Below are 26,636 nucleotides of genomic sequence, written 5' to 3'. Positions count from 1 at the left end.
GTGCTGTGCAAAGTGGCGAGATTACTCCCGAAGAGATGCTTGATGCCATAAAGTTCAATATAGTGTTAGTCATAATTTTAACCCTTGCATTAATTTGGGCAGCTTTTGGATCTACTAATTTTCTGTTTCTTCTTTTATTTTTGTTTTTAGGTGGAATTTCAGTGTATGCAGCGCTAAACTATACGATGGGAGATACACCTTATGGTTACAGGGCGTTGGGTGATATTTTTGTGTTCGTTTTTTTCGGATTGGTAAGCACAGTAGGGAGCTATCTATTATACATACAAAGAATAGATCATGTTACAATATTGCCTGCTATAGCATTAGGGCTACTGAGTGTAGGGGTTTTAAATCTTAACAACATGAGAGATTTAGATGCCGATGCTAATGCTGGGAAAATAACCATAGCAGTAAAGCTGGGTATTAAACGTGCAAAGCAATACCATTATTTTCTTGTAGTCGGCGCCATGCTTATTGCCATCCTCTTTTCGATTCTTTATTATGTAGAGCCCTACAATTTTTTATACGTTTTAGTTTTTATTCCGTTAGTGATCCACCTTAGGAAAATACAGACTGCTAAATTACCAGACGATTTTGATGGTCAGTTAAAAGTTTTGGCGCTATCTACATTTCTTTTCGCTTTTCTCTTGGGTGTTGGCTATATTTTATATTAACTTTAGACAACTTTAGTTATTAATTTTTAGTATAATGAAAATTACATTTTACGGACATGCCTGTTTGGGTATTGAAACAGGCGATACTCACATTATAGTAGATCCATTTATTACTGGTAATGAAAAAGCATCTCACATTGATATCAACAGTTTAAAAGCTGATTATATTTTGGTCACTCATGCGCATCAGGACCATACCTTAGATGTTGAAGCCATTGCCAGGCGAACAGGAGCAGTCATTGTTTCAAATTATGAAATTGTAGTGCACTATCAGAATATGAGTCTAAAAGGTCATCCGATGAATCATGGTGGAGCTTGGGAGTTTGATTTTGGTAAAGTAAAATATGTAAATGCTGTACATACCTCGTCTTTTCCAGATGGTAAATATGGTGGTAATCCAGGCGGGTTTATTATTCAATGCCCAGACAAAACCATTTACATAGCTGGTGATACAGCTTTGACCGATGATATGCGACTTATAGGTAAACATTTCGACTTGGATTTAGCCGTATTACCAATAGGCGATAATTTTACCATGGGAGTTGATGACGCTTTAATTGCTTGTAGATTTATTGATTGCCATAGGGTTTTAGGTTATCATTATGATACTTTTGGTTATATAGAAATTGATAAACCAAAAGCTGTGGCCAAGTTTGATGCTAGATTAAAGAAGTTGATTCTTTTAGATATTGGCGAAAGTATAGATGTATAACATCTAGCGGTTTACGGTTATTGCTTTTTAGATTCGAGCCATTCTTGTCTTAAATCATCACTTATTTTTCCGGTACCATCATGTTTCCAGCCAGGTGGTTTTATCAAATATAAAAAGCGGTCTTTTAAGGTTTTTCTTCCTGAAAAAGCGTCTCTAAGCATATACAACCACTCTAAAAAAGCGATTTTTATAGGGTTAAAGGTTTTGATGTTTTTAACCAAGCCGTAGTTGACTTTTTCATTTTTCAACTCAGGTTGAAATGTTCCGAAGAGTTTATCCCAAATAATTAGAATACCAGCATGGTTGCGATCCAAATAAATGGGATTACTGCCATGATGAACACGATGGTGGGACGGTGTATTAAAAACAGCTTCAAACCAGCGAGGCATCTTGTCTATGGCTTCCGTATGAATCCAAAACTGGTACAATAGGCTTATAGACATTTGAAGCATAATCATCGCTGGATGAAAACCTATCAAAGGCAACCATAACCAAAAAATGAAAGTATAAAAACCACCTGACCAGGTTTGTCTCAAGGCCGTACTTAAATTGTAGTGCTGGGATGAATGATGAACTACATGTGAAGCCCAGAACAATCGACATTCGTGCGAAATACGATGGAACCAATAATAGGAAATATCATCAGCAAAAAATAATAGTACAAACGACCACCAAGCTACTGGAATTTCAAATACTCTAAAGTTATCATAAATCCAAAAAAATGCAAGTAGTACAATAGCCTTACTAGCAAAGCCTAAAATTACATTTCCTAATCCCATGGCAATTGAAGCAAAAGCATCTCTGGGTTCATAACCTTTAATATGTTTTAGTCGCTCTCTCGTAGTGACATATAACTCCAATAGCATAGCCAAGATAAAAAACGGAATGGCATACAGAATGATGTTGGGAAAATCAGGCATTAATTTTTCTTTAAAAATAAGATTTTTTTAAGATAAACACGCGCTAAAAATTGTCAGTTGCGTATTTTTATACTTAGATTTTTGTTAGGCATTAATGAGACACAAAATTTTTATTCTATTAGCTGTTTTTAGTTTTAGCTCAGGCTTTTCCCAAGTTGATGAATCACAAACGGGTGCTTGGTATATGTATTTTTATAATCTTCAGTTTAAGGGCAGTCCGTGGGGAATACAAGGGGATTTTCAATATCGTGATTGGCAAGGTTTGGGTGATATGGAACAATTGCTATTGCGCTCGGGGATTACTTATTCGCCAAAAGGTGCAGGAGTTATGCTCACATTAGGATATGCTAACATTACTACTGGTGAGTTTGGGGAGAGCGATAGTACATTTGGCGAAAATCGTATGTATCAAGAAGCCCTAATCCCTCAAAAGTTGGGCAATAGATTTTATTTGACGCATCGCTTTAGATACGAACAACGTTTTGTTGAAAATCAGGATTTTAGAACACGTTATCGTTATAACCTTTTTTTAAATGTTCCATTGAACCGCAAAGCACTGACCAAAAAGGCCATTTATGCGGCCTTATACAATGAATTGTTCATCAACGGACAAACCGATATTGGTGATGGGAGGGAAGTAGAGCTCTTTGATAGAAACAGAACCTATTTGGGAATAGGGTACGTTTTGAGTCCTAAAATTCGATTTCAGTTGGGTTGGATGAACCAAAAAACCGTTGATTGGGGAAAGGGCCAATTGCAATTTAGTATGCATCACAATATATGAGATGATTAAAGCAAGTTATCATAAGTATATACTCAATTTTAAAAGGCCTAGTGGTACTTCTAGAGGTATCATGACTACCAAAGAAACATGGTTCATCAGGTTAGAAAGAGATCATAAAATTGGTATTGGCGAATGTGGTATTTTAAGAGGTCTTTCCATTGATGACCGCCCAGATTACGAAGATAAACTGAAATGGGTTTGCACTAATATTAATATGGGCTTGGAAAGATTGATTAATGCACTTATTGAATTTCCGAGCATTCTTTTTGGTGTTGAAATGGCCTTTAAGTCATTAGAAGCATCTGATGGGTTTTCACTATTTCCTTCAGCGTTTACCAAGGGGTTTGATGCGATTCGAATTAACGGATTAATTTGGATGGGAGACGAGGCTTTTATGAAAGCCCAAGTGAAGGAAAAAATAGAAGCTGGTTTTGATTGTATAAAACTGAAAATAGGTGCTATTGATTTCCAAACAGAATTGGATATTCTAAAATCCATAAGAAAAGAGTTCTCTGTTTCGGACATTGAATTGCGAGTTGATGCTAATGGAGCATTTTCAGTTAATGAGGCACTAGAAAAGTTAAAGCAACTTTCAGATTATCAACTACATTCCATTGAGCAGCCAATACAACCAAGACAATTAGAAGCTATGGCAGAACTTTGTGAAGTTACGCCTTTGCCAATTGCCCTAGATGAAGAATTGATTGGTGTGTTTTCAAAAGCGGATAAGCAGAAAGTATTTCAAACTATAAAGCCACAATACATTATATTAAAACCAAGTTTAATTGGCGGTTTTAGTGGAAGCGAGGAATGGATAACCTTGGCTGAGAACTTAAATATTAAATGGTGGATTACTAGTGCCTTGGAAAGTAATGTAGGCCTAAATGCTATTTCACAATGGACCTATACGCTTAAAAATGCCATGCCTCAAGGTTTGGGAACGGGCAGTTTATTTACCAATAATTTTGATTCGCCTTTAACCGTAAAAAATGGTAATTTGCACTATGATGTACAAAAGGACTGGAATTTTAACATAGAAGAATGAATTATATACAACAAGCCTATAAGGGACAGCGAGAACTATGGATGTTTATCATAACTACAATTTTAGTAGCAGGTATCTTTTTAGTCAATTTTGTTTTCTATTTATTTAGTGATCCATCAGATTTAGAAGCTGCATATGAAATGATGAAGCGGTTTCCCTCTAGTTTAAACTTAGCATTCAATTTAATTCCTTTTGCCTTTTTATTGGGACTACTGTTTTTATTAGTAAAGTTTATGCATCAACGCAGTATTTTATCTTTAACAACAGCAAGGTCTAAAGTGGACTTCGGAAGGGTTTTCTTTTCGTTTATGATGATAGCAGTCTTTACTTTAGGCACTTTTTTTATAGGCTATTCTATAGATTCTTCTGAGATAGTTTATCAATTTGACTTGAAGAAATTTGCCATATTATTTCTGGTTAGTATAGTCTTATTTCCATTTCAAATAGGGTTAGAAGAATATTTATTTAGAGGCTATTTAATGCAACATCTCGGAGTTTTGGTTAAGAATAAATGGTTCCCTCTAATATTTACATCCATTTTATTCGGCATTGCGCATAGCGCAAATCCAGAAATAGGTGCTATAGGCTTTTGGAAAATGATGATTTTTTATGTTGGAACAGGATTATTATTGGGTATTATGACTTTGATGGATGATGGGCTAGAATTGGCTTTGGGTTTCCATTTAGGAAATAACCTCTTAGCATCACTTTTAGTGACTGCGGACTGGACGGCTTTGCAGACGGATGCTATCTTTAAAAGTACAGCTGAACCTTCGATGAGTCTATTCACAGAAATATTAATACCAGTTCTTGTGGTTTATCCAATTATGCTACTGATTTTGTCTAAGCGTTATGGTTGGAAAAACTGGCAGGAGCGTTTGTTTGGAAACGTATCAGAACCACCAAAAGAAAATTATAAAATCATAGGAGAACAATGACACCCAAATACAGTAAAGTTCATAATCGATTTAAGCTAAACGGTTTACATTACAGCCATGAAGATTTAAAAGAAGTGGCTTATAGCCTTATAAAAGAAGGCGAAGCTTATGAGAAAGTAACAGGTAACTTTTTAATTGATTGGCTTAACGATAAGGACTACCTGTATGTTAATACATCTGGTTCTACGGGAAAACCAAAGCTTATTAAATTAAAGAAACAAGCGATGGTAAATTCAGCCATTGCTACTGGTGATTTTTTTGGTTTAGAGCCAGGTAATACAGCTCTAGACTGTCTGCCGAGTCATTATATCGCTGGAAAGATGATGCTCGTTAGGGCCATGATTTTAGGTCTGGAAATAGATCATGTGGAACCAAGTGCGCACCCTATTTTCGATTATGAAAAGCATTATGATTTTTGTGCTATGATTCCTTTGCAATTAAAGCATACGATTAACTACACGCATAATATTAAAACCATAATAGTAGGAGGCTCTAAAATTACGCAACCTTTATTAGAACGCGTCAAGAATAACAGCAGTTCGAGATTCTATGAAACTTATGGTATGACGGAAACGGTAACTCACGTAGCCGTTAGACGATTATCTTCGCAAATTTCCGATGGTGACGAATTTTTTAATGCCTTGCCCAATGTAACCTTTTCCCAAGACGATAGACAATGTTTGGTTGTTCATGCCCCTAAATTGGTAGACGAACCTTTAATTACTAGTGATATTGTGGATTTAAACTCCGATACCAGTTTTGAACTATTGGGGCGCATAGATAATGTGATTAATTCTGGTGGTATAAAACTGTTTCCAGAACAGATTGAAGACAAGTTACAGCCTGTAATTGACGAGCGTTTTATTGTCGCTGGCGAAGAAGATGATGCCTTAGGTGAACGTTTGGTTTTAATCGTAGAAAACCCAAGGGATACGGCAGAAAGTATTGCCAATAGAATCAGATTTATAAAGGGTTTAACCAAATACGAAGTTCCAAAGCATATTTATATTACTGATAAATTTGTGGAAACCGTTAATGGTAAAATACAGCGTAACGAAACCATAAAATCCGTTCTGGGATAGTTAACTAACTAAAAGTCTTCGTTGACTCATTATTGGTTTTATCTTTATGGTAAGGCATATAGTTTTATGTAAAACTTTAAATGCCGAACCAATGAAAACACTAATCACCACCACACTTGCTTTGATGTCATCTTTAGCAAGTATTTCACAAGAAAAGAACATAGAAACGGAGTCTACAACTATAGACAACCTTATTACTTTTATCGTAGAACATTTCAGTATTGAAACAGATTCAACCCAAACAAAGAACATTACATTCTTAGTTGAAACCTATGCCGAAAATTTTAATACCGAAGATAGCGTTATACTTAAACAAGCTTTTAAACTTCTTTCGAAACGAGTTTCTCAAGAAGATTTAATAAGTATAGTTACATATTCGAATTTTAGTGGGATAGCTCTAGATAAGGCTGAGGCGACCGATATAAAGAAATTACTTTATGTTATAGAGCATCCTAAATCTAGTGTAAAAACATTTGAGGGGGATGGAATTGAACTTGCTTACGAATTTGCAAAGGAAAACTTCGTAGAGGAATCAGAAAACGTGGTTATAATGATTCGTATTCCTAGTAATAAGGACGAAGTTGCAAAGAGTGCCTCTACAAAAAATGACGAAAAGAAAAAGACAAAGACTAATGCTGTCGTTTTAACAGCTATGGCCTTACTACCAGAAATTATTGCTGTGATAAAAGACTAAATAAACTTTTTACCGATTTACTAAAAAAGCCCAATACAAAACATATATTGGGCTTCTTACATATGAGTTTAAAAATTAATTTTCAGCCGAAAGATTCTTCATTTCTTCTTCGATCATATCGTAGAACTCATCAATCTTAGGCAATACTATAATTCGTGTACGTCTATTCTTAGCTTTGTTTTCTGCCGTGTCATTTTCAACCAATGGTACATGGTAGCTTCGTCCTGCAGCGATTAATTTTTCTGGATTTACGTCTAGCTCTTCCAAAACGCGGACTACAGATGTTGCACGCTTAACACTTAAATCCCAATTGTCTAATAATGGTGGCTTGCTATATGGTACATTATCCGTATGGGATTCTACCATGGCTTCAAAATTTGGTTTTCCGTTTATCACAGTAGCTACTTTACCTAATACTTCTTTTGCTCTATCAGTAACGTTATAGCTTCCGCTCTTAAATAATAGCTTGTCTGCAATTGAAATGAATACAACTCCTTTTTCCACATTAACCTCAATATCCGGATCATTGATACCAACTTCCTTCTTCAGGCTTGTGACAATCGCTAGGGTAACGCTATCCTTACGTGACAAGGCATCTTGCAAGCGCGATATTTTTAAGTTACTTTCTCTAAGGCTTTCTAATGATTTTTGTAAATTTTCAGCACCTTTACTCGTTAGTTCTGTTAAGTCTTGTGAACTTTTTATTAAGGCTTCATTACTTTTTCTCATGTCTGCTAATTGCTCTTTCATCGCTTCAACTCTAGCATTTGCAGCTGCAGCATCAGATAAGCAGGTATTAAGCTTAACGGTTGCAGTATTTAATAAATCTTGAGTTTCTTTTTGTTTTTCTTCAAGTGCCAAATACTCCTTCTTAGATACACAAGATGCTAATAATAGTATTGAACAAATTCCAAATGTCACTAATTTCTTCATATCAGTTTTTAATTTAAGTTTTATAATACAGACAATTCAAAATTATAGAAAAGAAAAGATGAGTATGCTGTGATTAACAAAACTTTTAACACTTTTATAAACAATTAAAATGTTTTATGCTTTTTTATAAAATAAGACCAAACGATGGAGTTGATTTTGTAATAACTTGAACGTTTAGCAAGTTGCTTTCGTTGTTTCAAGATTCGTCCTAAATTTCTGTAAAATGAAACATGTGCCTTTAGAACGGCTAAAAAGTATTTTGGTTTAAGCTGAAATAAAAACCGTAATGCGGCAATGCCATCGAGCAACATTCTTAATAATGTTCTTGAAAAAACACGGCTGTCGGTATTTTTGGCAAGTGTAAACAGACTATTCCTAAAATTGAGATAGGTTTTTTTTGGGTTGGTGTTGCTTAGAGTCGCACCTCCCAGATGATATACTGTTGAGACACCGACATACCTTACTTTGTAATTGGCATTGTAAGCACGCCAGCACAAGTCGATTTCTTCCATATGCGCAAAGTAATTTTCATCAAAACCATTTAGACTTTTAAAGACTTTGTTTTTAATGAAAAAGCATGCACCAGACGCCCAAAAAATATCTATACTGTCATTGTATTGCCCTTTGTTTTCTTCTATAGTATCAAAAATACGTCCACGACAAAAAGGATAACCATATTTATCTATAAAACCTCCAGCGGCACCAGCATATTCAAAGTATGTTTTTTGTTTGAAGTCTAAAATTTTCGGTTGAATTATAGCTGTATTTTCATTGCTGTTAAAATCATCCAAAATGGGTTGTAGCCAATTTTTGGTTACTTCAATATCGTTATTCAATAAACAGAGTAATGGTTGTTTAACATTTTTCAGGGCATCATTATAACCCTTGGCATAACCTCCATTTTCAGAATTTTGTAAAACCACAACTTTTGGAAATTCTTTAGATACGAATCCTACCGAATCATCTGTTGAGGCATTGTCAACAATATAAATAGCAGCTTGTTCTGAGTGTTCTATAACCGAAGGTAAGAATTGCTTAAGCAATGGTTTTCCATTCCAGTTTAAAATAACAACTGCTATATCTTTCGTTGTATACATTTATGATGTTGTGTAATCAGGAATATCTTTTAAAAATGTATAACACATTGCTTCCGTGTTCATCTGACAATAATAGTGATTTATCCCATTGGTCACCATTAAATAATCAGCATTCAACGCTAAATTATAACGTGCAATCTGATCAAATGTGTCTTGATTAATAATAACAGCATATGATTTGCATTCTACAATTAAGTGAATGCTTCCATCAGAATTAAATACCACGACATCATAGCGTTTTTTTAAACCATTAATGGTCAATTCTTTTTCAACATTAATTAAGGATTTTGGATATTTCTTTTCGTTAATTAGATAATGTACACAGTGTTGACGCACCCATTCCTCAGGTTGAAGAATGATGAATTTTTTCCGAATTACATCAAAAATAGAAACTTTATTTTCTGTACTTTTGAATCGGTATTCAAACTTTGGAAAGTTAAGATCTTGCACTGCACAAAATTAAAATTATAATGTCACTTCGAGTGATTTTCGCAGAAAATTTTATCGAGAAGTTCTCGATACTTTGACCAAGGTCAAAACTCGAAATGGCAAACAAATTAAGACTTTGGACGAAGTAAAACAATTAGTATCTGATATTAAAAGCGGTGATTTGAAACCCATTTATTTTTTGATGGGAGAAGAAGCCTATTATATTGACAAGATTTCTGATTTTATCGAAGCTAATGTTTTGGATGAAGCTGAGAAAGGGTTTAATCAAATAGTACTTTATGGTCGCGATGTGTCTATTGATGATATTGTAAGCAATGCCAAACGCTATCCTATGATGGCAGAGCGACAAGTTGTGATTATAAAGGAAGCTCAAGATCTTAGTAGAACGATTGAAAAGTTAGCGCCTTATGCTGAAAACCCTCAGCCAACTACAGTATTGGTTATTAATTACAAATATAAAAAGCTTGATAAGCGTAAAGCTTTATATAAAGCCATTCACAAGAATGGGAGTATAGTTTTTGAAAGTAAAAAACTTTACGAAAATCAAGTGCCAGATTGGATTAGACGTGTCTTAAAGGGCCAAGGTTATGATATTTCCCCAAAGGCTGCCCAAATGCTTGTAGAATTTTTAGGAACGGATTTGAGTAAAGTAAATAATGAGCTCGATAAGCTAAAAATTGTGCTTCCCAAATGTACTCAGATTACACCCGAACATATCGAGGAAAATATAGGTGTAAGCAAGGACTTCAACAATTTTGAGCTACGTAAAGCTGTTGGGGAACGTAATGTCGTTAAAGCGCATCAAATTGCGAAGTACTTTGCAGACAATCCTAAGGACAATCCCATGGTGGTAACTGTTGCCTTATTGTTTAATTTCTTCTCGCAATTACTGCATCTTCATGGTATGGCTGATAAAAATCCGCGAAGTGTCGCTTCGGCCTTAAGAGTTAATCCCTACTTTGTTAATGAGTATTTAACGGCGGCACGCAACTATCCTATGAAGAAAGTTAGTTCGGTTATCGCACTATTACGCGAATTTGATGTTAAAAGTAAAGGCGTTGGTGCTAATGCAGTACCTCAAGGGGATTTGCTCAAAGAATTACTGGTAAGGATTTTGGGATAATTATTTAATTGATCATCAATCGTTTTGTTACTGAATTCCCCGTTACGTTATCCTCAATTTTAACTACATAGACTCCAGAATTTAAGTCAGAGACATCAATTTTATTTTTGGTCGAAGCTTTTACTTGTTGACCGGTTATGCTATATATTTTTGTTTTGAGGTTATTCTTATTTAAGGTGATTAATGATGTTGCTGGATTAGGATAAAACGAAATATCAATGTCGCTGATTTGTGAAACACTCAAAGTTGAACTATTAAAACCGTACAAACCTGAGGCATTAGGTGAGTTTTCTTCAGCGGTGATGTAATACTCGCTGGCATTAATAGGAGCAATAGCTTCGATTTGGGATGAAAAGTTTGACGGTACATCAACAGAGGTTTTTGTCACCGTTCCATTGGAAAATAATCCTGAGTTAAAACCACTTAATTGGATTAAAAATGCACCATTGAAATCATAACCCGTTAAAAAGACACTATTATCTAATACATTATATGTAGCACCAGAAACCAAACCCTGTGCTGTTATGCTGTCAATATTAGAAATACTATGTGTGCCAGGTGTTTTGGGCAACTCGTAAATGTCGGTATTACCGTTTAACCAGTTCTTTGAAAATACATACAGGTTGTTGTTAAAATGAATCAATCCTTCGGCATCAAAATTTGTTGCAAAGGGACTAGGGGTAAAATCGGTTTGATTACTATAGCTAAAGTTGATGATATCTGCAGTAACGGTAGTACTCAAAAAATAGTCTGAAATAGCAATGCGATAAACTTTCAAGTCCATTCGATTTCCATTGTTATTTCCAAAATCACCGATATAAATATAGGTATCGTCATTAGTTAGGTCTTCCCAATCAATATTGGTGGCATTAGTAATGGTTACTGTTCTGATAACAGCTCCAGTTGAGGTATCTAGGTCGAATAACTGATTGGTGTTAGCACTATCGTTGTGCGTAATTAGTGTATTATTAAGATATAATAACCCTGAAGTTTCATTTACTGTAGCTTCGAGACTTGTTTCTAATGTTAGCTGCTGCGCGCCAACAATCATAATTGACAAAAGCGAGATAATACTTAAACCTGTAAATGCTTTCATAACTAATTAAAGATGATTAAATGTAGTTATTCTTATCGCCCAACTAGCAAAAACTATATGAGTCACACTTATTTAGGATGAAGTGTAAAAGTAGGTGAAATGTATTAAGCTAAACATCTAAATTACGATAATAGTGTAGTAGCTCATCATCACTTGATGGTAATTTCCCGATACCTTTTAATTTGAAGCCTAATCGTTCCAAAAGTTGTCTTGAAGCTGCATTTTCTTCTAATGTATAGCCACTTAGTTCATTAAGACCATAATTTTGATATGCTACCTGTATTAATTCAGTAGCAGCTTCAAATGCATAACCCTTACCGTGATGGTCTGGTAAGAAAGCAAATCCTATATCTGGAATGTCTTTTCCTTCTCTGTGATATATACCGCAAGTGCCGAGCTTAGCATTGTCCTCTTTTCTAATAACTACATTATTGGTATAGCCATATGTTTCTAATTGTATTAAAGCTTTTTCTTTTATGTAGGTTTCTGCTTCTTTAACGGTTCTTACATTTCGATCACCGATAAATTTAATCCATAAAGGAGTATTCATCAACTCCAAAATAAATGGTGCGTCTTCAACAGTAATGGCTCTTATGTATAGTCTTTGGGTTTGAAATGATTTGGTGACCGTCATGAGCTAACAAAAGTGTTTATGTTAATTGTTATTGTGTTATTTTTACATAGCAAAATATACAGAATTAATTCATGAAAATTTTTTCGAAAGCGCAAATTTATGAAGGCGATAGGTTAACGACAGAGCGACAGAATATTACGTCTACAGACCTTATGGAGCGCGCAGGTACACAAATATTCAATTGGATACATATGCGCATGCAGGGCGCCCAAGTACCGATTCACGTCTTCTGTGGTATTGGTAATAATGGAGGTGACGGTTTAGTATTGGCTAGGCATTTAATAACACACGGTTATAATGTAATTACCTATATCGTTAATTGTAGTGATAAGCGTTCTAAGGATTTTTTGATCAATTATGACCGAATTAAAACGGTAACCAAAGAGTGGCCCAAAATGTTGAGCTGTGGAGGAGACTATTCCGATATTGTTATTGAGGAAAAGGATATTATTGTTGATGCGATATTTGGGATTGGCCTTAATCGTCCACCTAATGATTGGGTGCAAAAATTATTTCAATTTTGGAGAGCGTCTAAAGCTTTTATATTAGCTGTTGATATTCCTTCAGGATTATACACAGATAAAGCAGTAGAAGATGAAAATGCTGTTGTACATGCCAATTATACCATAAGTTTTCAGTCCCCAAAACTGGTGTTCTTTTTACCAGAAACGGCAAAGTATACACACCAGTGGGAGGTATTGGATATTGGCATCGATAGAGACTACCTTATGCAAACTGAAACTGAAGTTGAACTGATCTCTAAGTTTGAAGTTCTGCCGCTTTACAGACCAAGACAAAAATTTTCACATAAAGGGGATTTTGGACATGTACTGATTATAGGTGGCAGTTATGGAAAAATAGGTGCTGTTAATTTGGCAAGTAAAGCCGCTCTAAGTTCTGGTGCTGGATTGGTTACGGCTTACATACCAAAGTGTGGCTATCATAGTCTTCAAGCGTCATTTCCTGAGGCAATGGTCATTACTGATGATAGCGATAATGCCATCAGTAACATTGACTTCGATATTGAACCTACTGTCATTGGTATTGGTGTAGGACTTGGCACAGCAGAAGAAACAGCAAAGGCTTTCGAGGCTTTCTTAAAGAAGAACATTGTATCTCTAGTGATTGATGCCGATGGATTAAACCTTCTCTCCAAAAAGAAAAGCCTTTTAAGTTTGTTGCCAGAAAAAAGCATATTAACGCCACATCCCAAAGAACTCGAACGATTGATAGGGAAGTGGACTGATGATTTTGATAAACTCAAAAAAGTAAAAACATTTTCTAAAAAGCACAAAGCTATTGTACTTATAAAAGGAGCAAACTCCATAACCGTTTTTGGTGATAAACTCTACATTAATACCACTGGTAACCCGGGCATGGCCACAGCAGGAAGTGGTGATGTCTTAACAGGAATTATTTCCGGTCTAATAGCTCAGGGTTATGAGCCTTTGGCGGCGACTATTTTTGGGGTTTATTTGCACGGAAGGTCTGCCGATATCTCTTTGGAGGATTTTGGATATCAAAGTTTAATTGCGAGTCATATGATAGAAACTTTAGGTGAAGCTTATATCGATTTGTTTAAACAACCAGAGCAAGAACAGCCACAGGAGCAAGAGCAAGAATAAAAAAAGCCTTCCGGTCACCGAGCTTAGTCGAAGTTTAGAAGGCTTTTTATCAAAAACTGAAAAACTTTATATTTTTAGTTCTTCGAGCATTTTAACCAACTTCGGGTTAGAAGGCCTTGGTGCATCGGCACTTACGATATTTCCATCAGGATCGATTAATATAAACCTTGGAATACCTTCAATAGCATAGTCCTTTATAAATTGAGAATTCCAATCGTTGTCCGCCATTAATTGTACGCCGCCCAATTCTTTATTTTTAACCATTTCTACCCAAGTATTGTGATCTTTAGCCTTGTCAATCGAAGTGCTTACAAAAGCTATATTTTTGCCATGATATTGCTCTTCAATCTTTTTTAATGATGGTATTTCCCTGATGCATGGTCCACACCAAGTAGCCCAAACATCCATATATACATACTTACCCTTAAGATCTTTTAAAGAGGTTGTACCACCTTTGTGATTCTCGTATTCTTCAAACTTGGGTGATGGCATACCTTTAGCCAACTTCTTAATTTTATTGTATTTGGCGGTTATGTTTTCTTTGAACTTTTTATCTGTAGACATAGCAATAATGCCATTGAAATAAGCTTCATTATGTTCGTTATTGGGTCCAATATTATAGCGTAAACTGCCGGCTAAATCTTCTTTAAGTAAAGGAAAGTCCATATCATTAATCTCATTGAAAATTTCAGAAGGATTATCGCTGTCTCCAATTTTGTTCGTGTAGTATCCTTGCACTAATCTTTTATAACTGTCAAGAGTCTCATAATCTGTTTTGTTACCGAAATTTACAGTTTCAAATATCTCCATAAATTCCTTGGAAGGTGTAAATTCTTCCTTTTTGGCATAATAAGAATGATATGATTTGTAATTCAGAAGGTTGCCTAAATACTCATATTCTATATGTTTATCTTCTAAACCTCTCAATTCGTTACTTATGCTCTGGGAAGCTTTTAAAAACTCTACTTTAGAGCTTTTAATTTCATCCATCCTAGCAAGGAAATCGTTTTCTTCCATGGCAAACAATTCGGCATAATTAAGGTCAAATTTTTCTTCTGCCAAGAATTTCGCGGCTAAAAAGTTACTGTTTTCTGAACCCGTGCCAGTATAGGCTATTGTTTCATCAAATTCTTTAGTGTCTATGAACACTTTTATGTCATCACCAGGGTTGAGATACATCGCAGAGCCTTCTCTTCCATGGTTGATTGTATAGTAGCCACTCTTTACTTTAAGTGTGTCAGCAAATGTTCCGTCATCGGTAAGTGAAATTTCTTTGACTTTTTCTCTTCCATGATATACTGTAACCAATTTATCAGTGGGATTTTCAATTTTGCCAGAGAATAAGGTGTAGTCAATCTTAGATTCTTCTTTGCATGCAAAAAGCGATATCGTAATGCAAAAAGTTAATAATTTTCTCATGAATATAGTTTTGTTCGAATTCAAAAATAAAGATATTGGAATTAAATGAAAGAAATATTGAATTATTAACATTTTGTTGCCAAACCAATAAAATATTCTCAATTTTGAGGGTAATAATTTGAGATTCATGAATAATTACCACATTATTTCTTCTGATGCTTTAGACATTGTTACCATTTATAACATATTTAAAGAGAAAAAAAAATTAAAACTTTCTGAGAAATCCGTAGAAAAAATAGTAGCATGCAAGACATATCTTGATGCTAAATTGGCTGATAATAAAAAGCCAATGTATGGTATTAACACAGGTTTTGGGTCGTTATATAATGTCAAAATTTCCGATGACGATTTAACAAAACTTCAAGAAAATTTAGTGATGTCTCATGCTTGTGGTACAGGAGAACGCGTGCCCGAATCTGTTGTTAAGGTTATGTTGCTTTTAAAAATTCAATCCTTAAGTTATGGGCACAGTGGTGTACAACTAAAAACGATAAACCGCTTAATAGATTTCTTTAATAACGATATCTTTCCTTTTGTATTCACTCAAGGTTCGTTAGGTGCCTCAGGGGATTTGGCGCCTTTGGCACATCTAGCCTTACCACTTTTAGGTAAAGGCAGTGTGGTGCATGAAGGCGAGAAATATGAAGCCTCTGAACTTTTGGACAAGTTCAATTGGAGCCCCATAAAGTTACAGGCTAAAGAAGGCTTGGCCTTATTAAATGGTACACAATTTATGAGCGCTTATGGCGTCTATCTATTATTAATGTCTCATAAGACCTCTTATTTGGCAGATATTATAGCCGCCATTTCCTTGGATGCCTTTGATGGTCGATTAGATCCTTTTCATGACTTAGTCCATGATGTCAGGCCTCATCCTGGGCAGCGAAAAGTCGCAAGACGTTTTAATGAACTTTTAGCTGGTAGCGAATTAATATGCAGAGACAAAGAGCATGTACAAGACCCTTATTCTTTTCGTTGTATACCGCAGGTGCATGGAGCGACCAAGGACACCCTAGATTTTGTGGAGAAAGTAATACTCACTGAGATAAATTCTGTTACTGATAACCCTAATATTTTTAGTAATGAAGATTTAATTATTTCAGGTGGAAATTTTCATGGACAACCCTTGGCTTTGGCTTTAGATTACTTAAAAATAGCAATGGCCGAAATCGGTAATATTTCTGAACGCCGTATATTTCAATTAGTATCTGGTCTGAGAGGACTGCCAGCTTTTTTAGTCGATAATCCTGGCTTAAATTCAGGTTTTATGATTCCCCAATATACTGCGGCAAGTATCGTTAGTGCAAACAAACAATTGGCATCACCAGCAAGTGTAGATAGTATCGTTTCTAGTAATGGGCAAGAAGATCATGTAAGTATGGGAGCAAATGCTGCTACACAGGCCTACGATTTGATTAGAAATGTAGAACGTGTTATCGCTATTGAACTGATGAATGCCTCACAGGCCATAGAATTTAGAAGACCATTAAAAACGTCTCCGCTATTAGAATCCTTTTTAGAATATTATAGAAAAGTGGTGCCATTTATAAAAGAAGATGAGGTACTGCACGATGATATCGAAGGCTCAATCCAATTTTTAAAAGATGTCGATATTGAAGTTGAAGAATTATTTCTTAATAATTATGGAGTGGAAAAACACTGAGTACACTGTTATTAGGATTTTGTGAGTTTTTTTACCCAACTAATCGCTTCGTCAAGATTTGTAAATATCTCAAAGGGTTTGGTGAAGAACATCTGCTCTATTTGAGCATTTATCTTTGCTTGATAGTTGTTTGAAACAACTGCAAATCCTTTTAAAGTTTCGATTTTTGCCATTTCGCGATAAATCTCAGGATTTACAGAGTACGAGTTAATTCTATGGCTGATATAGATGAAAGGTCGGTGTGAGTAGTAAGCATCGGCTACTTCTAACAAAATGCCATTATACTCTGGCGTAATATCAGTTCCTTCTTTTATAACGACGACTAAATAATTGTCATAAATCGTCATGTCACAAAAGTCAAAAGTTAGGGTTTCTTTCATGACTAAATGTGCTAAAGCTACGTTAAGATAAGAAAAAACTCCCTCAAAAAGAAGGAGTTTTTACTATTGTTGTCTAAATAATTTACGACTCAGTGGTCTTACTAGAGCTTTTAACTTTAATTTTTAGTTCATCATTTTTTGTGTCCAAATCCATGGTAATCGTGTCTCCCTCTTGGATTTTAGCATTGATGATTTCCTCTGCCAAGGCATCTTCAACATATTTCTGAATGGCTCTATTAAGTGGTCTAGCACCATATTGTTTATCAAATCCCTTTTCTGCAATATAGTCTTTAGCTTTATCCGTTAGTTTAAGGATATAGCCTAATTCTTTTATTCTAGAAATCAACTTCACTAATTCTATATCAATAATCTTATCAATATCCTCTTTTTCAAGCGTATTAAAGACAATAACGTCATCAATTCTATTGAGGAACTCAGGTGCAAATGCTTTTTTAAGTGCATTTTCAATGACACCTTTTGCATAATCGGACTCTTGGGCTTCTTTGGCTGAAGTTCCAAAACCTACACCAGTACCAAAGTCTTTAAGCTTTCTTGCACCAATATTTGAGGTCATGATTATGATTGTATTTCTAAAATCGATTTTACGACCTAAGCTATCAGTTAAGTAGCCATCATCAAGAACTTGAAGAAGCATGTTAAATACATCTGGATGCGCTTTCTCAATCTCATCTAAAAGTACAACCGCATAAGGCTTGCGTCTTATCTTCTCTGTAAGTTGACCGCCTTCTTCATAACCCACATAACCAGGTGGTGCACCAATAAGTCTAGATACCGCAAATTTTTCCATGTATTCACTCATGTCTATTCTTACTAAAGCTTCGTTACTATCAAATAGTTCGTGTGCTAAAACTTTTGCTAATTGTGTTTTACCAACACCAGTTTGGCCTAAGAATATGAATGAGCCTATTGGCTTGTTAGGATCTTTTAGTCCGGCTCTATTACGCTGTATGGCTTTGACCACCTTTGCAACTGCGTTATCCTGACCAATCACTTTACCTTTTATGAGATCAGGTAATTGCGCTAGTTTATTAAGCTCAGTTTGGGCAATTTTATTTACAGGAATACCAGTCATCATAGAAATCACATCTGCTACATTATCTTCGGTAACAATTTCTCTGTGCTGTTTGGTTTCCTCCTCCCATTTTTCTTGAGCAGACGCTAATTCCTTCTCCAAGCGTTTTTCATCATCACGGAGCTTTGCAGCTTCTTCGTACTTCTGTTTTTTAACCACACTATTTTTGGTTTCCTTAACTTCTTCTAATCGCTTTTCTAATTCAAGAATCTGTTCAGGAACATCAATATTGGTAATATGAACTCGAGAGCCTGCTTCATCTAAAGCATCAATAGCCTTGTCTGGCAAGAAACGTTCAGTCATGTAGCGATTGGTAAGCTTTACACAGGCTTCAATAGCTTCATTTGTGTAATCCACATTGTGGTGCTCCTCATACCTACTCTTAATATTATTGAGTATTTCTATAGTTTCCTCAACCGTAGTTGGCTCAACAATGACCTTTTGGAAACGACGTTCTAAGGCACCATCTTTTTCAATGTACTGTCTATATTCATCAAGAGTTGTAGCGCCGATACATTGTATCTCTCCTCTTGCCAATGCAGGCTTAAACATATTTGAAGCATCTAAACTACCAGTTGCTCCACCAGCACCTACGATGGTATGAATTTCATCAATAAATAGAATAATATCATCATTCTTTTCAAGCTCGTTCATAACGGCTTTCATGCGTTCCTCAAACTGCCCTCTGTATTTGGTACCAGCAACTAAGCTTGCTAAGTCTAAGGTAACTACACGTTTATTAAAAAGGGTACGAGACACCTTACGCTTAACAATACGCAAGGCCAAGCCTTCTGCAATAGCTGATTTACCTACGCCTGGCTCTCCTATTAGTAAGGGATTATTTTTTTTACGTCTACTCAGTATTTGAGACACACGTTGTATTTCTTTTTCTCGACCTACCACAGGATCTAACTTACCTTCTTCAGCAAGTACAGTTAAGTCTCTACCGAAGTTGTCTAAAACAGGAGTTTTGGATTTTTTATTTGTTTTGCTAGACTGGCTTCCGCCAAAAGGATTTTGTTTTGCATCGTCTTCTTCCTCATTTACATCATCATCAGAGAACGATTCTGCTTTTGGTTCGTCTAGATAATCTTCTTCACTTGTAATCATAGATTTGAATTCTTCTTTTACGTTATCATAGTCAACTTTAAGTTTGTTTAATAACTTAGTCGTTGGGTCGTTTTCATTTCTTAAAATGCACAATAGTAAATGTGCAGTATTTATAGATGTGCTTTGAAACAACTTGGCTTCCAAAAAAGTGGTTTTTAGAGCACGTTCGGCTTGTCGAGTAAGATGTAGGTTCTTCTTTTCGTTAGAGGTCACGGTAATACTTGGATTTGCTGGACTTAAAATCTCAACTTTTCGTCTTAAATGGTTGAGGTCAACATCCAGAGAACTCAATATATCTATAGCTTTTCCGTTACCATCACGTAAAAGCCCAAGCATCAAATGTTCGGTACCAATAAAATCATGGCCCAATCGTAATGCTTCCTCCTTGCTATAAGCTATAACATCTTTAACTCTTGGGGAAAAATTATCGTCCATAGTAAACTTCTTTCTGCATTAAAAATAGTAAAAACATATTATCTTATAGTCAAAAATCATACCTTAAATTAAAGGCTTAGACGAATAGACTAAAAAAGCCCTTTAAATCAAAGCAAATTCTACGATACTTATCAACCGAAAAAATATCAAAAATTGTTAATAAAAACTCTTAAAATTGACCTTTAAATCGCTTTAAACACTACTAAAATAGTTATATTAGCACGTTTTGAAAACCTATAAAAACTAATTAAATTTACTATATGGCAGAAGGAGAAAAACTCATTCCAATTAACATTGAAGATGAAATGAAATCAGCTTACATTGATTATTCAATGTCGGTCATTGTGTCACGTGCACTACCAGACGTAAGAGATGGTTTAAAGCCTGTACACAGAAGAGTGCTTTATGGGATGCACGAATTAGGCGTTAGAGCTAATACAGCGCATAAAAAATCTGCGAGAATTGTTGGAGAGGTTCTTGGTAAGTATCATCCACATGGAGACACTTCGGTTTATGACACCATGGTGCGTATGGCTCAAGAATGGAGTTTGCGATACATGTTAATTGATGGGCAAGGAAATTTTGGATCTGTAGATGGTGATAGTCCTGCTGCAATGCGTTATACAGAAGCAAGAATGCAGAAGATATCCGAAGAGATGTTAGCTGATATTGACAAAGAAACAGTAGACCATAAGTTGAACTTTGATGATACACTGGAAGAGCCAACGGTTTTGCCAACACGTATACCTGGATTGTTAGTCAATGGAGCTTCTGGTATTGCGGTTGGTATGGCCACCAATATGCCACCTCATAACCTTACTGAAGTTGTTAATGGTACCATTGAATACATTGATAATAACAATATCGAAGTTGATGAGTTAATGCAGCATATTAAGGCACCAGATTTCCCAACTGGCGGAACGATTTACGGTTACGATGGAGTAAAAGAAGCATTTCATACTGGGCGTGGACGTATCGTAATGCGTGGCAAGGCCAACATTGAAGAAGTAAATGGTAGAGAGTGTATTATAGTCAATGAGATTCCATATCAAGTCAATAAAGCAGATATGATTAAGAAAACTGCAGACTTGGTAAATGACAAAAAGCTAGAGGGTATTTCTACAATTAGAGATGAGTCCGATAGAAAAGGAATGCGAATAGTTTACGTATTAAAGCGAGATGCTATTCCTAATATTGTATTGAACAAACTTTACAAGTATACAGCATTACAATCATCATTTAGTGTCAATAATATTGCACTAGTTGAAGGCCGTCCTCAGCTTTTAAATTTAAAAGACCTTATTCATTATTTCGTTGAACATAGACATGATGTTGTTGTCCGACGCACACAATATGAATTACGAAAAGCAGAAGAACGTGCACATATTTTAGAAGGTTTAATAATAGCCTCGGATAATATCGATGAAGTCATTGCACTAATTAGGGCTTCTGCCAATGCAGAAGAAGCAAGAGCCAAATTGATTGCGCGTTTTGAGTTGACCGAAATTCAGGCGAAGGCGATCGTAGAAATGCGTCTACGCCAATTAACAGGTCTCGAACAGGATAAACTTCGCGCAGAGTATGAAGAACTTATGAAAACTATTGAAGATCTTAAAGATATTCTAGATAAAAAAGATCGTCGTATGGATATCATTAAGTCTGAATTGGAAGTTATCAAAGATAAATATGGTGATGAGCGTCGCTCAAACATTGAATATGCTGGTGGTGATTTAAGTATAGAAGATATGATTCCGAACGAGAAAGTTGTTATCACAATTTCTCATGCAGGTTATATCAAAAGAACTTCACTTACTGAGTATAAAACTCAAAATAGAGGAGGGGTAGGTCAAAAAGCTTCAACCACACGTAACGAAGATTTCTTAGAACATCTATTTGTCGGTACCAACCACCAATATATGCTCTTCTTTACACAAAAAGGAAAATGTTTCTGGATGCGTGTTTATGAAATTCCTGAAGGAGCAAAAACATCAAAGGGTAGAGCTATTCAAAACCTTATAAATATTGAGCAAGATGATAAGGTGATGGCCTTTATTTGTACTCAAGACTTAAAAGATGAAGATTACATTAACAGTCATTATGTCATAATGGCCACCAAGAAGGGTCAGGTTAAGAAAACTTCGTTAGAACAGTATTCAAGACCAAGAACTAATGGAATCAACGCCATTACAGTTAGAGAAGATGATACTTTGCTAGAAGCCAAGTTAACTACGGGAGAAAGCCAGGTGATGTTGGCGCTCAAATCGGGTAAAGCCATTCGTTTTGAAGAGGCTAAGACTAGGCCTATGGGTAGAAATGCGTCTGGTGTACGTGGTATAACTTTAGCTAACGATAATGATGAAGTAATAGGTATGATTGCTGTAGACGATATGGAAAGCAATATACTTGTCGTTTCAGAAAATGGCTACGGAAAGCGTTCTAGTTTAGAAGATTATAGAATTACCAATAGAGGAGGAAAAGGAGTAAAAACCATTTCTATTACAGAAAAAACTGGTAATTTAGTGTCTATAAAAAATGTTACTGACGATGATGATTTAATGATTATTAATAAATCGGGCATTGCGATTCGTATGGAAGTCGCCGATTTACGTGTTATGGGAAGAGCTACCCAAGGCGTAAAATTAATTAACCTTAAAGGTAATGACTCGATTGCAGCTGTAGCCAAAGTTATGAAAGATGATGAGGATGAGTCTGAAGAAAACGATATCGAAACAACTGATATTCAGAATTCTAATCAAGATGGCACGGCTCTTGATACAAATGAAACCGAGAACTAAAATTAACATTATAAACTAATTATTACAAGATGAAAAAATTAATGACGTTAGTGCTAGTGTTTACTGTAGCAACAATGTCTTTTGCACAAAAAAGTGAAGTAAAAGCAATGGATAAGGCACTAAAGAATTCGAATTTTGCAGATGCTAAATCAGCTGCATCAGCTGCAGAGGCTTTGATGGGTAATATGGACGATAAAACTAAGGCTAAGTTTTACTTCTTAAAGGCTAAGGCATATTATGCTAATGGTGGAGCAACAGATGCTGATATTGATGAGGCCATCCTTTCACTAGATAAATTAAAGGAACTAGAGTCTTCTATAGGAAAGCTTAGATATACTGAAGAAGCAAATCAAATGAAAGATGGAATGCTTAAATCATTTTTGGAAAAAGCGAATAAGGCTATAGCTGATAAAAACTATTCGGAAGCGGCAAAGCGATTTGAAAAGATATATAGAATGTCTCCTAAAGACACTATATATTTGTATTATGCCGCATCTTCTGCGGTAAATGGACAAGATTTTGATACATCACTGAAGTATTACAATGATTTAAAAAATTTGGGTTATACAGGTGTTAAGATGAATTATTACGCTACAAACACTGAAACAGGAGTGGAGGAAGCATTTGGGGATAAAAGTACTCGTGATTTTGCTGTAAAGACTGTTAAAACTCATATTAAACCAAAAAACGAAAAAACTAAATCAAAACGTGCTGAAATCGTTAAAAATATAGCTCTAATTTATGTGTCGCAAGGTGAGAATGAAAAAGCTCTTGCAGCTATGTCCGATGCTAGAAAGGAGAATCCCAAAGATTTAGGTCTATTATTATCAGAAGCAAACGTTTACTTACAGATGGGTAATCGAGATAGATTTAAAAACTTGATGGAAGAAGCTACTAAAATGGACCCTAATAATGCCGAATTGCAATATAACCTAGGTGTTTTAGCTGCAGAGGCTGAAGATGTCGAACAAGCAAGAAAATATTACGAAAAAGCAATTTCCATAGATCCTAAATACGTCGATGCATATAATAATTTAGCTGTGGTCATCTTACAAGGGGAAGCCTCAATTGTAGAACAAATGAACAATTTGGGAACAAGTTCTGCGGATAACATAAAGTACGACGAATTGAAAGAAAAAAGATCCGGATTATATAGAGAAGCTATACCATATTTGGAAAAAGCATTGGAGTTAAAGAATACTAATATTGATGCTGCAAAAACACTTATGAATATTTATAGTGTTTTAGGTGAAACAGATAATTACAAGGCAATGAAAGCTAGAGTTGATGAAATTGAGTCTTCGGCAACTGGTAATTAATTTGTTTTGATATAAATAAATAAAGGAGCGATTCTCAAAGTAGAATCGCTTTTTTTATGCATTAAATTATTTTTTTGATGACCCTAAGTCGGTGAGTATGCGTATTAGTATCTGTATTATAAATGCCACTATGGTCTAAGCGATCAATACGTACTTTCCCATGAGCATGAATAATATGATTATCGGCCATAATGATACCCACATGTATGATATCGCCATCCATGTTATCAAAAAAAGCTAGGTCTCCAGGTTCGCTCTCTTCTATAAAGCTTAATGCTACACCTTGAGTTGCTTGTTCTGAGGCATCTCTAAGAAGTTTATAACCATTAAGCTTATAGGCCATTTGTGTAAAGCCTGAGCAATCAATACCAAATGGTGTTTTACCGCCCCAAAGATAAGGTGCATTGAGATACAAAAAAGCAGTTTTAATAATATTGGACTTATCACTTTTTGAGGTAACGGAATTACCATCAAAATGATGTTTCAGTAAGTTCATACCTCTTAAATCGGAACCTAACGGAATTGGATATAGTCCTTTGGATGCGTCAGATATGTATTCAATTAGATCGTTGGACAGACAAATGCTAGAATTTGTAAGTTGGTTATATTCACTTTGTTCGATTTCGAGGTATTGCTTGTTATCGATCCAACCTTCATAATTGTCATATGCAAAACGAATTCGACTCCATTTTTTCCGTTGTTCTAAAACTTTGAAAAAATCACCATATAAGGCTTGGGTAACCATTTCACTTTTGTCGGAAGCTTCGAGTCGTATCGGTACAATCCCTAGATTGCAAATGCCGTATTGCATATATGAAATTTAAGCGCGTTCTAGTACCATTGCTGAAGCACCACCACCACCGTTGCAAATAGCAGCAGCACCCAATTTGGCATTATTTTGATGTAATACATTAATCAATGTTACTAAAATTCGAGCACCAGAACAACCGAGCGGATGCCCTAAAGAAACAGCTCCGCCATTTACATTTACATTTTCATCAGATAATCCTAAGATTTTCATGTTTGCTAAACCAACAACAGAAAAGGCTTCGTTAAATTCAAAATAATCAATATCATCAATAGTTACATTGACTTTAGCCAAAGCTTTAGGTAGGGCCTTTGCAGGTGCAGTGGTAAACCATTTGGGCTCTTGTGCCGCATCTGCATAACTTTTTATGGCTGCCAAGGGAGATAAACCTAATTCATTTGCCTTTTCTCTGCTCATTAAGACCATAGCAGCTGCACCATCATTAATCGTAGAAGCATTTGCTGCGGTAACAGTTCCATCTTTAGTAAAGGCTGGTCGTAAAGCAGGAATTTTTTCCATCTTTACGTTGGTATATTCCTCATCTCTTTCAACAACTATAGCATCTCCGCGTCTTTGAGGAACTTCAACAGGAATAACTTCATTATCAAATTTTCCTGAATCCCATGCCGCCTTAGAGCGTTCATAAGACTGAATAGCAAAAGTATCTTGATCTTCTCTAGTGAAATCGTATTCAGCTGCACAGGCATCGGCACAAACACCCATTGCATTTTTATCGTAAGCATCTACCAAACCATCCTTTTGCATACCATCTTCGAGAGAAGCAGGTCCAAATTTTGTAGCGCTTCTAGCATGATAATAATGCGGAATAGCACTCATATTTTCCATGCCGCCAGCTACTATAATTTCCGCATCACCTAATCGAATGGACTGAGTGGCTTGCATAATCGCTTTCATACCCGAAGCACAAACTTTATTAACTGTTGTACAAGGAACGGTATCTGGTATTCCAGCATAAATTGCAGCTTGTCTCGCAGGTGCTTGTCCAGTACCAGCCTGAACAACATTTCCCATTAAGACTTCATCAACCAACTCTGGTTTTAAACCAATTTTGTCCATGGCGCCTTTTATTGCTATAGCACCCAATCTAGGTGCAGGAATACTTGATAAACTGCCTAAAAAACTCCCTATTGGCGTTCTAACAGCAGATACGATAACAACCTCCTTGTTCATTTATATCTTTGTTTAAATTAATTGCTGCGAAATTAATCATTTTTTAAGATATTTCTCAATGTATTAAGGATTATAGCCATCTAAGATTTTAATATTTGTTACATTTGATTTGTATGAAAGAACTTCTAAATAAATGGTACAAGAATCACGCGTTAGTTTATAAGATATTACTGTTCGTATTAACTACACTTTTTATTGTTTACTTGTTTCCTAAAACGGGGAAGTTTAGATATTCTTTCGAAAAAGGTAAGCCTTGGCAATCAGAAACCTTGCAAGCACCTTTTAATTTTGCCATAAAAAAATCTCAAGATGAAATAGAAAAAGAGCGCCTTGAGATAGAAAATAATGCCTCAATCTATTTTGATGTAAACTCAGCAGTCTATGCAACCATAAAATCCGATTATCCTAAAAAGTTCAATGAAATCTTCGGCGATTCCTTAAACACTAATCTATACAAGACTGGTGAGACGTTAATCGATAGGCTATACGCAAATGGTATTTTGGACACGGATTATCCTTACGCAAAGGATAAACCTGTTGCTTTGGTATCTTCCAACACTATTGAAAAACGTCTCGAATATGAAAACTTAATAGAGATTAATCAATTAAGGTCATA

The 26,636-nt window shown here is 35.5% G+C and carries 23 protein-coding genes and 1 pseudogene; 13 read left to right on the top strand and 11 right to left on the bottom strand.

The window, feature by feature from the left end; all coding sequences use genetic code 11:
- On the top strand, positions 1 to 674 hold a 674-nt coding region (menA, locus tag Q0992_RS04025), incomplete at its 5' end, for a 1,4-dihydroxy-2-naphthoate octaprenyltransferase (RefSeq protein ID WP_299520889.1).
- A gap of 34 nt (positions 675 to 708) precedes the next feature.
- A complete protein-coding gene (locus Q0992_RS04020) occupies positions 709 to 1,386 on the top strand; it encodes a metal-dependent hydrolase (RefSeq protein WP_299520887.1) in 678 nt (225 codons plus the stop codon).
- Positions 1,387 to 1,403: 17 nt separating this feature from the next.
- Here Q0992_RS04020 and Q0992_RS04015 read toward each other — a convergent pair whose 3' ends face one another.
- A complete protein-coding gene (locus Q0992_RS04015; protein WP_299520886.1) occupies positions 1,404 to 2,306 on the bottom strand; it encodes a sterol desaturase family protein in 903 nt (300 codons plus the stop codon).
- Positions 2,307 to 2,400: 94 nt separating this feature from the next.
- Between Q0992_RS04015 and Q0992_RS04010 the strand changes: the two genes are divergently transcribed.
- The 5 genes from Q0992_RS04010 (at position 2,401) to Q0992_RS03990 (ending at position 6,849) form a co-directional block, all read left to right on the top strand.
- Positions 2,401 to 3,090 (top strand): DUF2490 domain-containing protein, encoded by a 690-nt coding sequence (locus tag Q0992_RS04010; RefSeq protein WP_299520884.1) that lies wholly within the window; start codon positions 2,401 to 2,403, stop codon positions 3,088 to 3,090.
- Between the two features lie 4 nt (positions 3,091 to 3,094).
- Positions 3,095 to 4,135, top strand: a complete 1,041-nt coding sequence (locus Q0992_RS04005; protein WP_299520891.1) for an o-succinylbenzoate synthase — start codon at positions 3,095 to 3,097, stop codon at positions 4,133 to 4,135.
- On the top strand, positions 4,132 to 5,073 hold the full coding sequence (locus tag Q0992_RS04000) for a CPBP family intramembrane glutamic endopeptidase (protein ID WP_299520882.1): 942 nt from the start codon (positions 4,132 to 4,134) through the stop codon (positions 5,071 to 5,073). Before Q0992_RS04005 ends, Q0992_RS04000 begins: the two co-directional genes overlap by 4 nt.
- Positions 5,070 to 6,155, top strand: a complete 1,086-nt coding sequence (locus Q0992_RS03995; RefSeq protein WP_299520880.1) for an AMP-binding protein — start codon at positions 5,070 to 5,072, stop codon at positions 6,153 to 6,155. Before Q0992_RS04000 ends, Q0992_RS03995 begins: the two co-directional genes overlap by 4 nt.
- A 91-nt stretch (positions 6,156 to 6,246) precedes the next feature.
- Entirely contained in the window at positions 6,247 to 6,849 is a 603-nt protein-coding gene (locus tag Q0992_RS03990; protein WP_299520878.1) for a hypothetical protein, read from the top strand.
- A gap of 75 nt (positions 6,850 to 6,924) precedes the next feature.
- Here the strand turns inward: Q0992_RS03990 and Q0992_RS03985 are convergent, their stop codons facing one another.
- The 3 genes from Q0992_RS03985 to Q0992_RS03975 all read right to left on the bottom strand — a co-directional run bounded on the left by Q0992_RS03985 (position 6,925) and on the right by Q0992_RS03975 (position 9,329).
- Positions 6,925 to 7,782, bottom strand: coding sequence for an OmpA family protein (locus tag Q0992_RS03985; RefSeq protein WP_299520876.1), 858 nt, complete (start codon positions 7,780 to 7,782; stop codon positions 6,925 to 6,927).
- Between the two features lie 104 nt (positions 7,783 to 7,886).
- Entirely contained in the window at positions 7,887 to 8,879 is a 993-nt protein-coding gene (locus tag Q0992_RS03980; RefSeq protein ID WP_299520874.1) for a glycosyltransferase family 2 protein, read from the bottom strand.
- Positions 8,880 to 9,329 carry a type I restriction enzyme HsdR N-terminal domain-containing protein gene (locus Q0992_RS03975; RefSeq protein ID WP_299520872.1) on the bottom strand — a complete coding sequence of 150 codons (450 nt, stop codon included), beginning with the start codon at positions 9,327 to 9,329 and terminating at the stop codon, positions 8,880 to 8,882.
- Between the two features lie 115 nt (positions 9,330 to 9,444).
- On the opposite strand from Q0992_RS03975, the gene holA reads away from it, so the two are divergent.
- A complete protein-coding gene (holA, locus tag Q0992_RS03970; protein ID WP_299520870.1) occupies positions 9,445 to 10,452 on the top strand; it encodes a DNA polymerase III subunit delta in 1,008 nt (335 codons plus the stop codon).
- Between the two features lie 4 nt (positions 10,453 to 10,456).
- Here holA and Q0992_RS03965 read toward each other — a convergent pair whose 3' ends face one another.
- A complete protein-coding gene (locus Q0992_RS03965; RefSeq protein WP_299520867.1) occupies positions 10,457 to 11,548 on the bottom strand; it encodes a T9SS type A sorting domain-containing protein in 1,092 nt (363 codons plus the stop codon).
- A 109-nt stretch (positions 11,549 to 11,657) separates the two neighbouring features.
- Positions 11,658 to 12,182, bottom strand: a complete 525-nt coding sequence (locus Q0992_RS03960) for a GNAT family N-acetyltransferase (RefSeq protein WP_299520865.1) — start codon at positions 12,180 to 12,182, stop codon at positions 11,658 to 11,660.
- Positions 12,183 to 12,253: 71 nt separating this feature from the next.
- Between Q0992_RS03960 and Q0992_RS03955 the strand changes: the two genes are divergently transcribed.
- Positions 12,254 to 13,807 carry an NAD(P)H-hydrate dehydratase gene (locus Q0992_RS03955; protein WP_299520863.1) on the top strand — a complete coding sequence of 518 codons (1,554 nt, stop codon included), beginning with the start codon at positions 12,254 to 12,256 and terminating at the stop codon, positions 13,805 to 13,807.
- A 66-nt stretch (positions 13,808 to 13,873) separates the two neighbouring features.
- Here the strand turns inward: Q0992_RS03955 and Q0992_RS03950 are convergent, their stop codons facing one another.
- Positions 13,874 to 15,226 carry a TlpA disulfide reductase family protein gene (locus Q0992_RS03950; RefSeq protein WP_299520861.1) on the bottom strand — a complete coding sequence of 451 codons (1,353 nt, stop codon included), beginning with the start codon at positions 15,224 to 15,226 and terminating at the stop codon, positions 13,874 to 13,876.
- 127 nt (positions 15,227 to 15,353) lie between these two features.
- Here Q0992_RS03950 and hutH point away from each other — a divergent pair, with 127 nt between their 5' ends.
- Positions 15,354 to 16,889 (top strand): histidine ammonia-lyase, encoded by a 1,536-nt coding sequence (gene hutH / locus Q0992_RS03945; RefSeq protein WP_299520859.1) that lies wholly within the window; start codon positions 15,354 to 15,356, stop codon positions 16,887 to 16,889.
- A gap of 11 nt (positions 16,890 to 16,900) precedes the next feature.
- On the opposite strand, the gene Q0992_RS03940 is transcribed toward hutH, so the two are convergent.
- Both Q0992_RS03940 and Q0992_RS03935 read right to left on the bottom strand, forming a co-directional pair.
- Positions 16,901 to 17,269, bottom strand: a complete 369-nt coding sequence (locus Q0992_RS03940) for a hypothetical protein (protein WP_299520857.1) — start codon at positions 17,267 to 17,269, stop codon at positions 16,901 to 16,903.
- Between the two features lie 82 nt (positions 17,270 to 17,351).
- Positions 17,352 to 19,907, bottom strand: a complete 2,556-nt coding sequence (locus Q0992_RS03935; RefSeq protein ID WP_299520853.1) for an ATP-dependent Clp protease ATP-binding subunit — start codon at positions 19,905 to 19,907, stop codon at positions 17,352 to 17,354.
- Positions 19,908 to 20,167: 260 nt separating this feature from the next.
- Between Q0992_RS03935 and gyrA the strand changes: the two genes are divergently transcribed.
- A complete protein-coding gene (gene gyrA, locus Q0992_RS03930) occupies positions 20,168 to 22,702 on the top strand; it encodes a DNA gyrase subunit A (RefSeq protein ID WP_299520851.1) in 2,535 nt (844 codons plus the stop codon).
- Between the two features lie 41 nt (positions 22,703 to 22,743).
- Positions 22,744 to 24,021: a tetratricopeptide repeat protein gene (locus Q0992_RS03925; protein WP_299520849.1), complete on the top strand. Its 1,278-nt coding sequence runs from the start codon at positions 22,744 to 22,746 to the stop codon at positions 24,019 to 24,021.
- A gap of 61 nt (positions 24,022 to 24,082) precedes the next feature.
- Here Q0992_RS03925 and Q0992_RS03920 read toward each other — a convergent pair whose 3' ends face one another.
- Both Q0992_RS03920 and Q0992_RS03915 read right to left on the bottom strand, forming a co-directional pair.
- The gene (locus tag Q0992_RS03920) at positions 24,083 to 24,832 is read right to left on the bottom strand and encodes a C40 family peptidase (protein ID WP_299520847.1); all 750 of its coding nucleotides are present in this window, start codon (positions 24,830 to 24,832) and stop codon (positions 24,083 to 24,085) included.
- Positions 24,833 to 24,841: 9 nt separating this feature from the next.
- Positions 24,842 to 26,020 (bottom strand): acetyl-CoA C-acyltransferase, encoded by a 1,179-nt coding sequence (locus Q0992_RS03915; protein WP_299520845.1) that lies wholly within the window; start codon positions 26,018 to 26,020, stop codon positions 24,842 to 24,844.
- A gap of 113 nt (positions 26,021 to 26,133) precedes the next feature.
- On the opposite strand from Q0992_RS03915, the pseudogene Q0992_RS03910 reads away from it, so the two are divergent.
- Positions 26,134 to 26,636: pseudogene (locus Q0992_RS03910) on the top strand (phosphohydrolase); the annotation flags it as partial.

Origin of the sequence: Winogradskyella sp., from assembly GCF_028289625.1 — a bacterium.
In the GTDB taxonomy this organism is placed as follows: domain Bacteria; phylum Bacteroidota; class Bacteroidia; order Flavobacteriales; family Flavobacteriaceae; genus Winogradskyella.
Note: the sequence above shows the minus strand (reverse complement) of the source record. Positions and strands in the feature narration are given on the sequence as shown.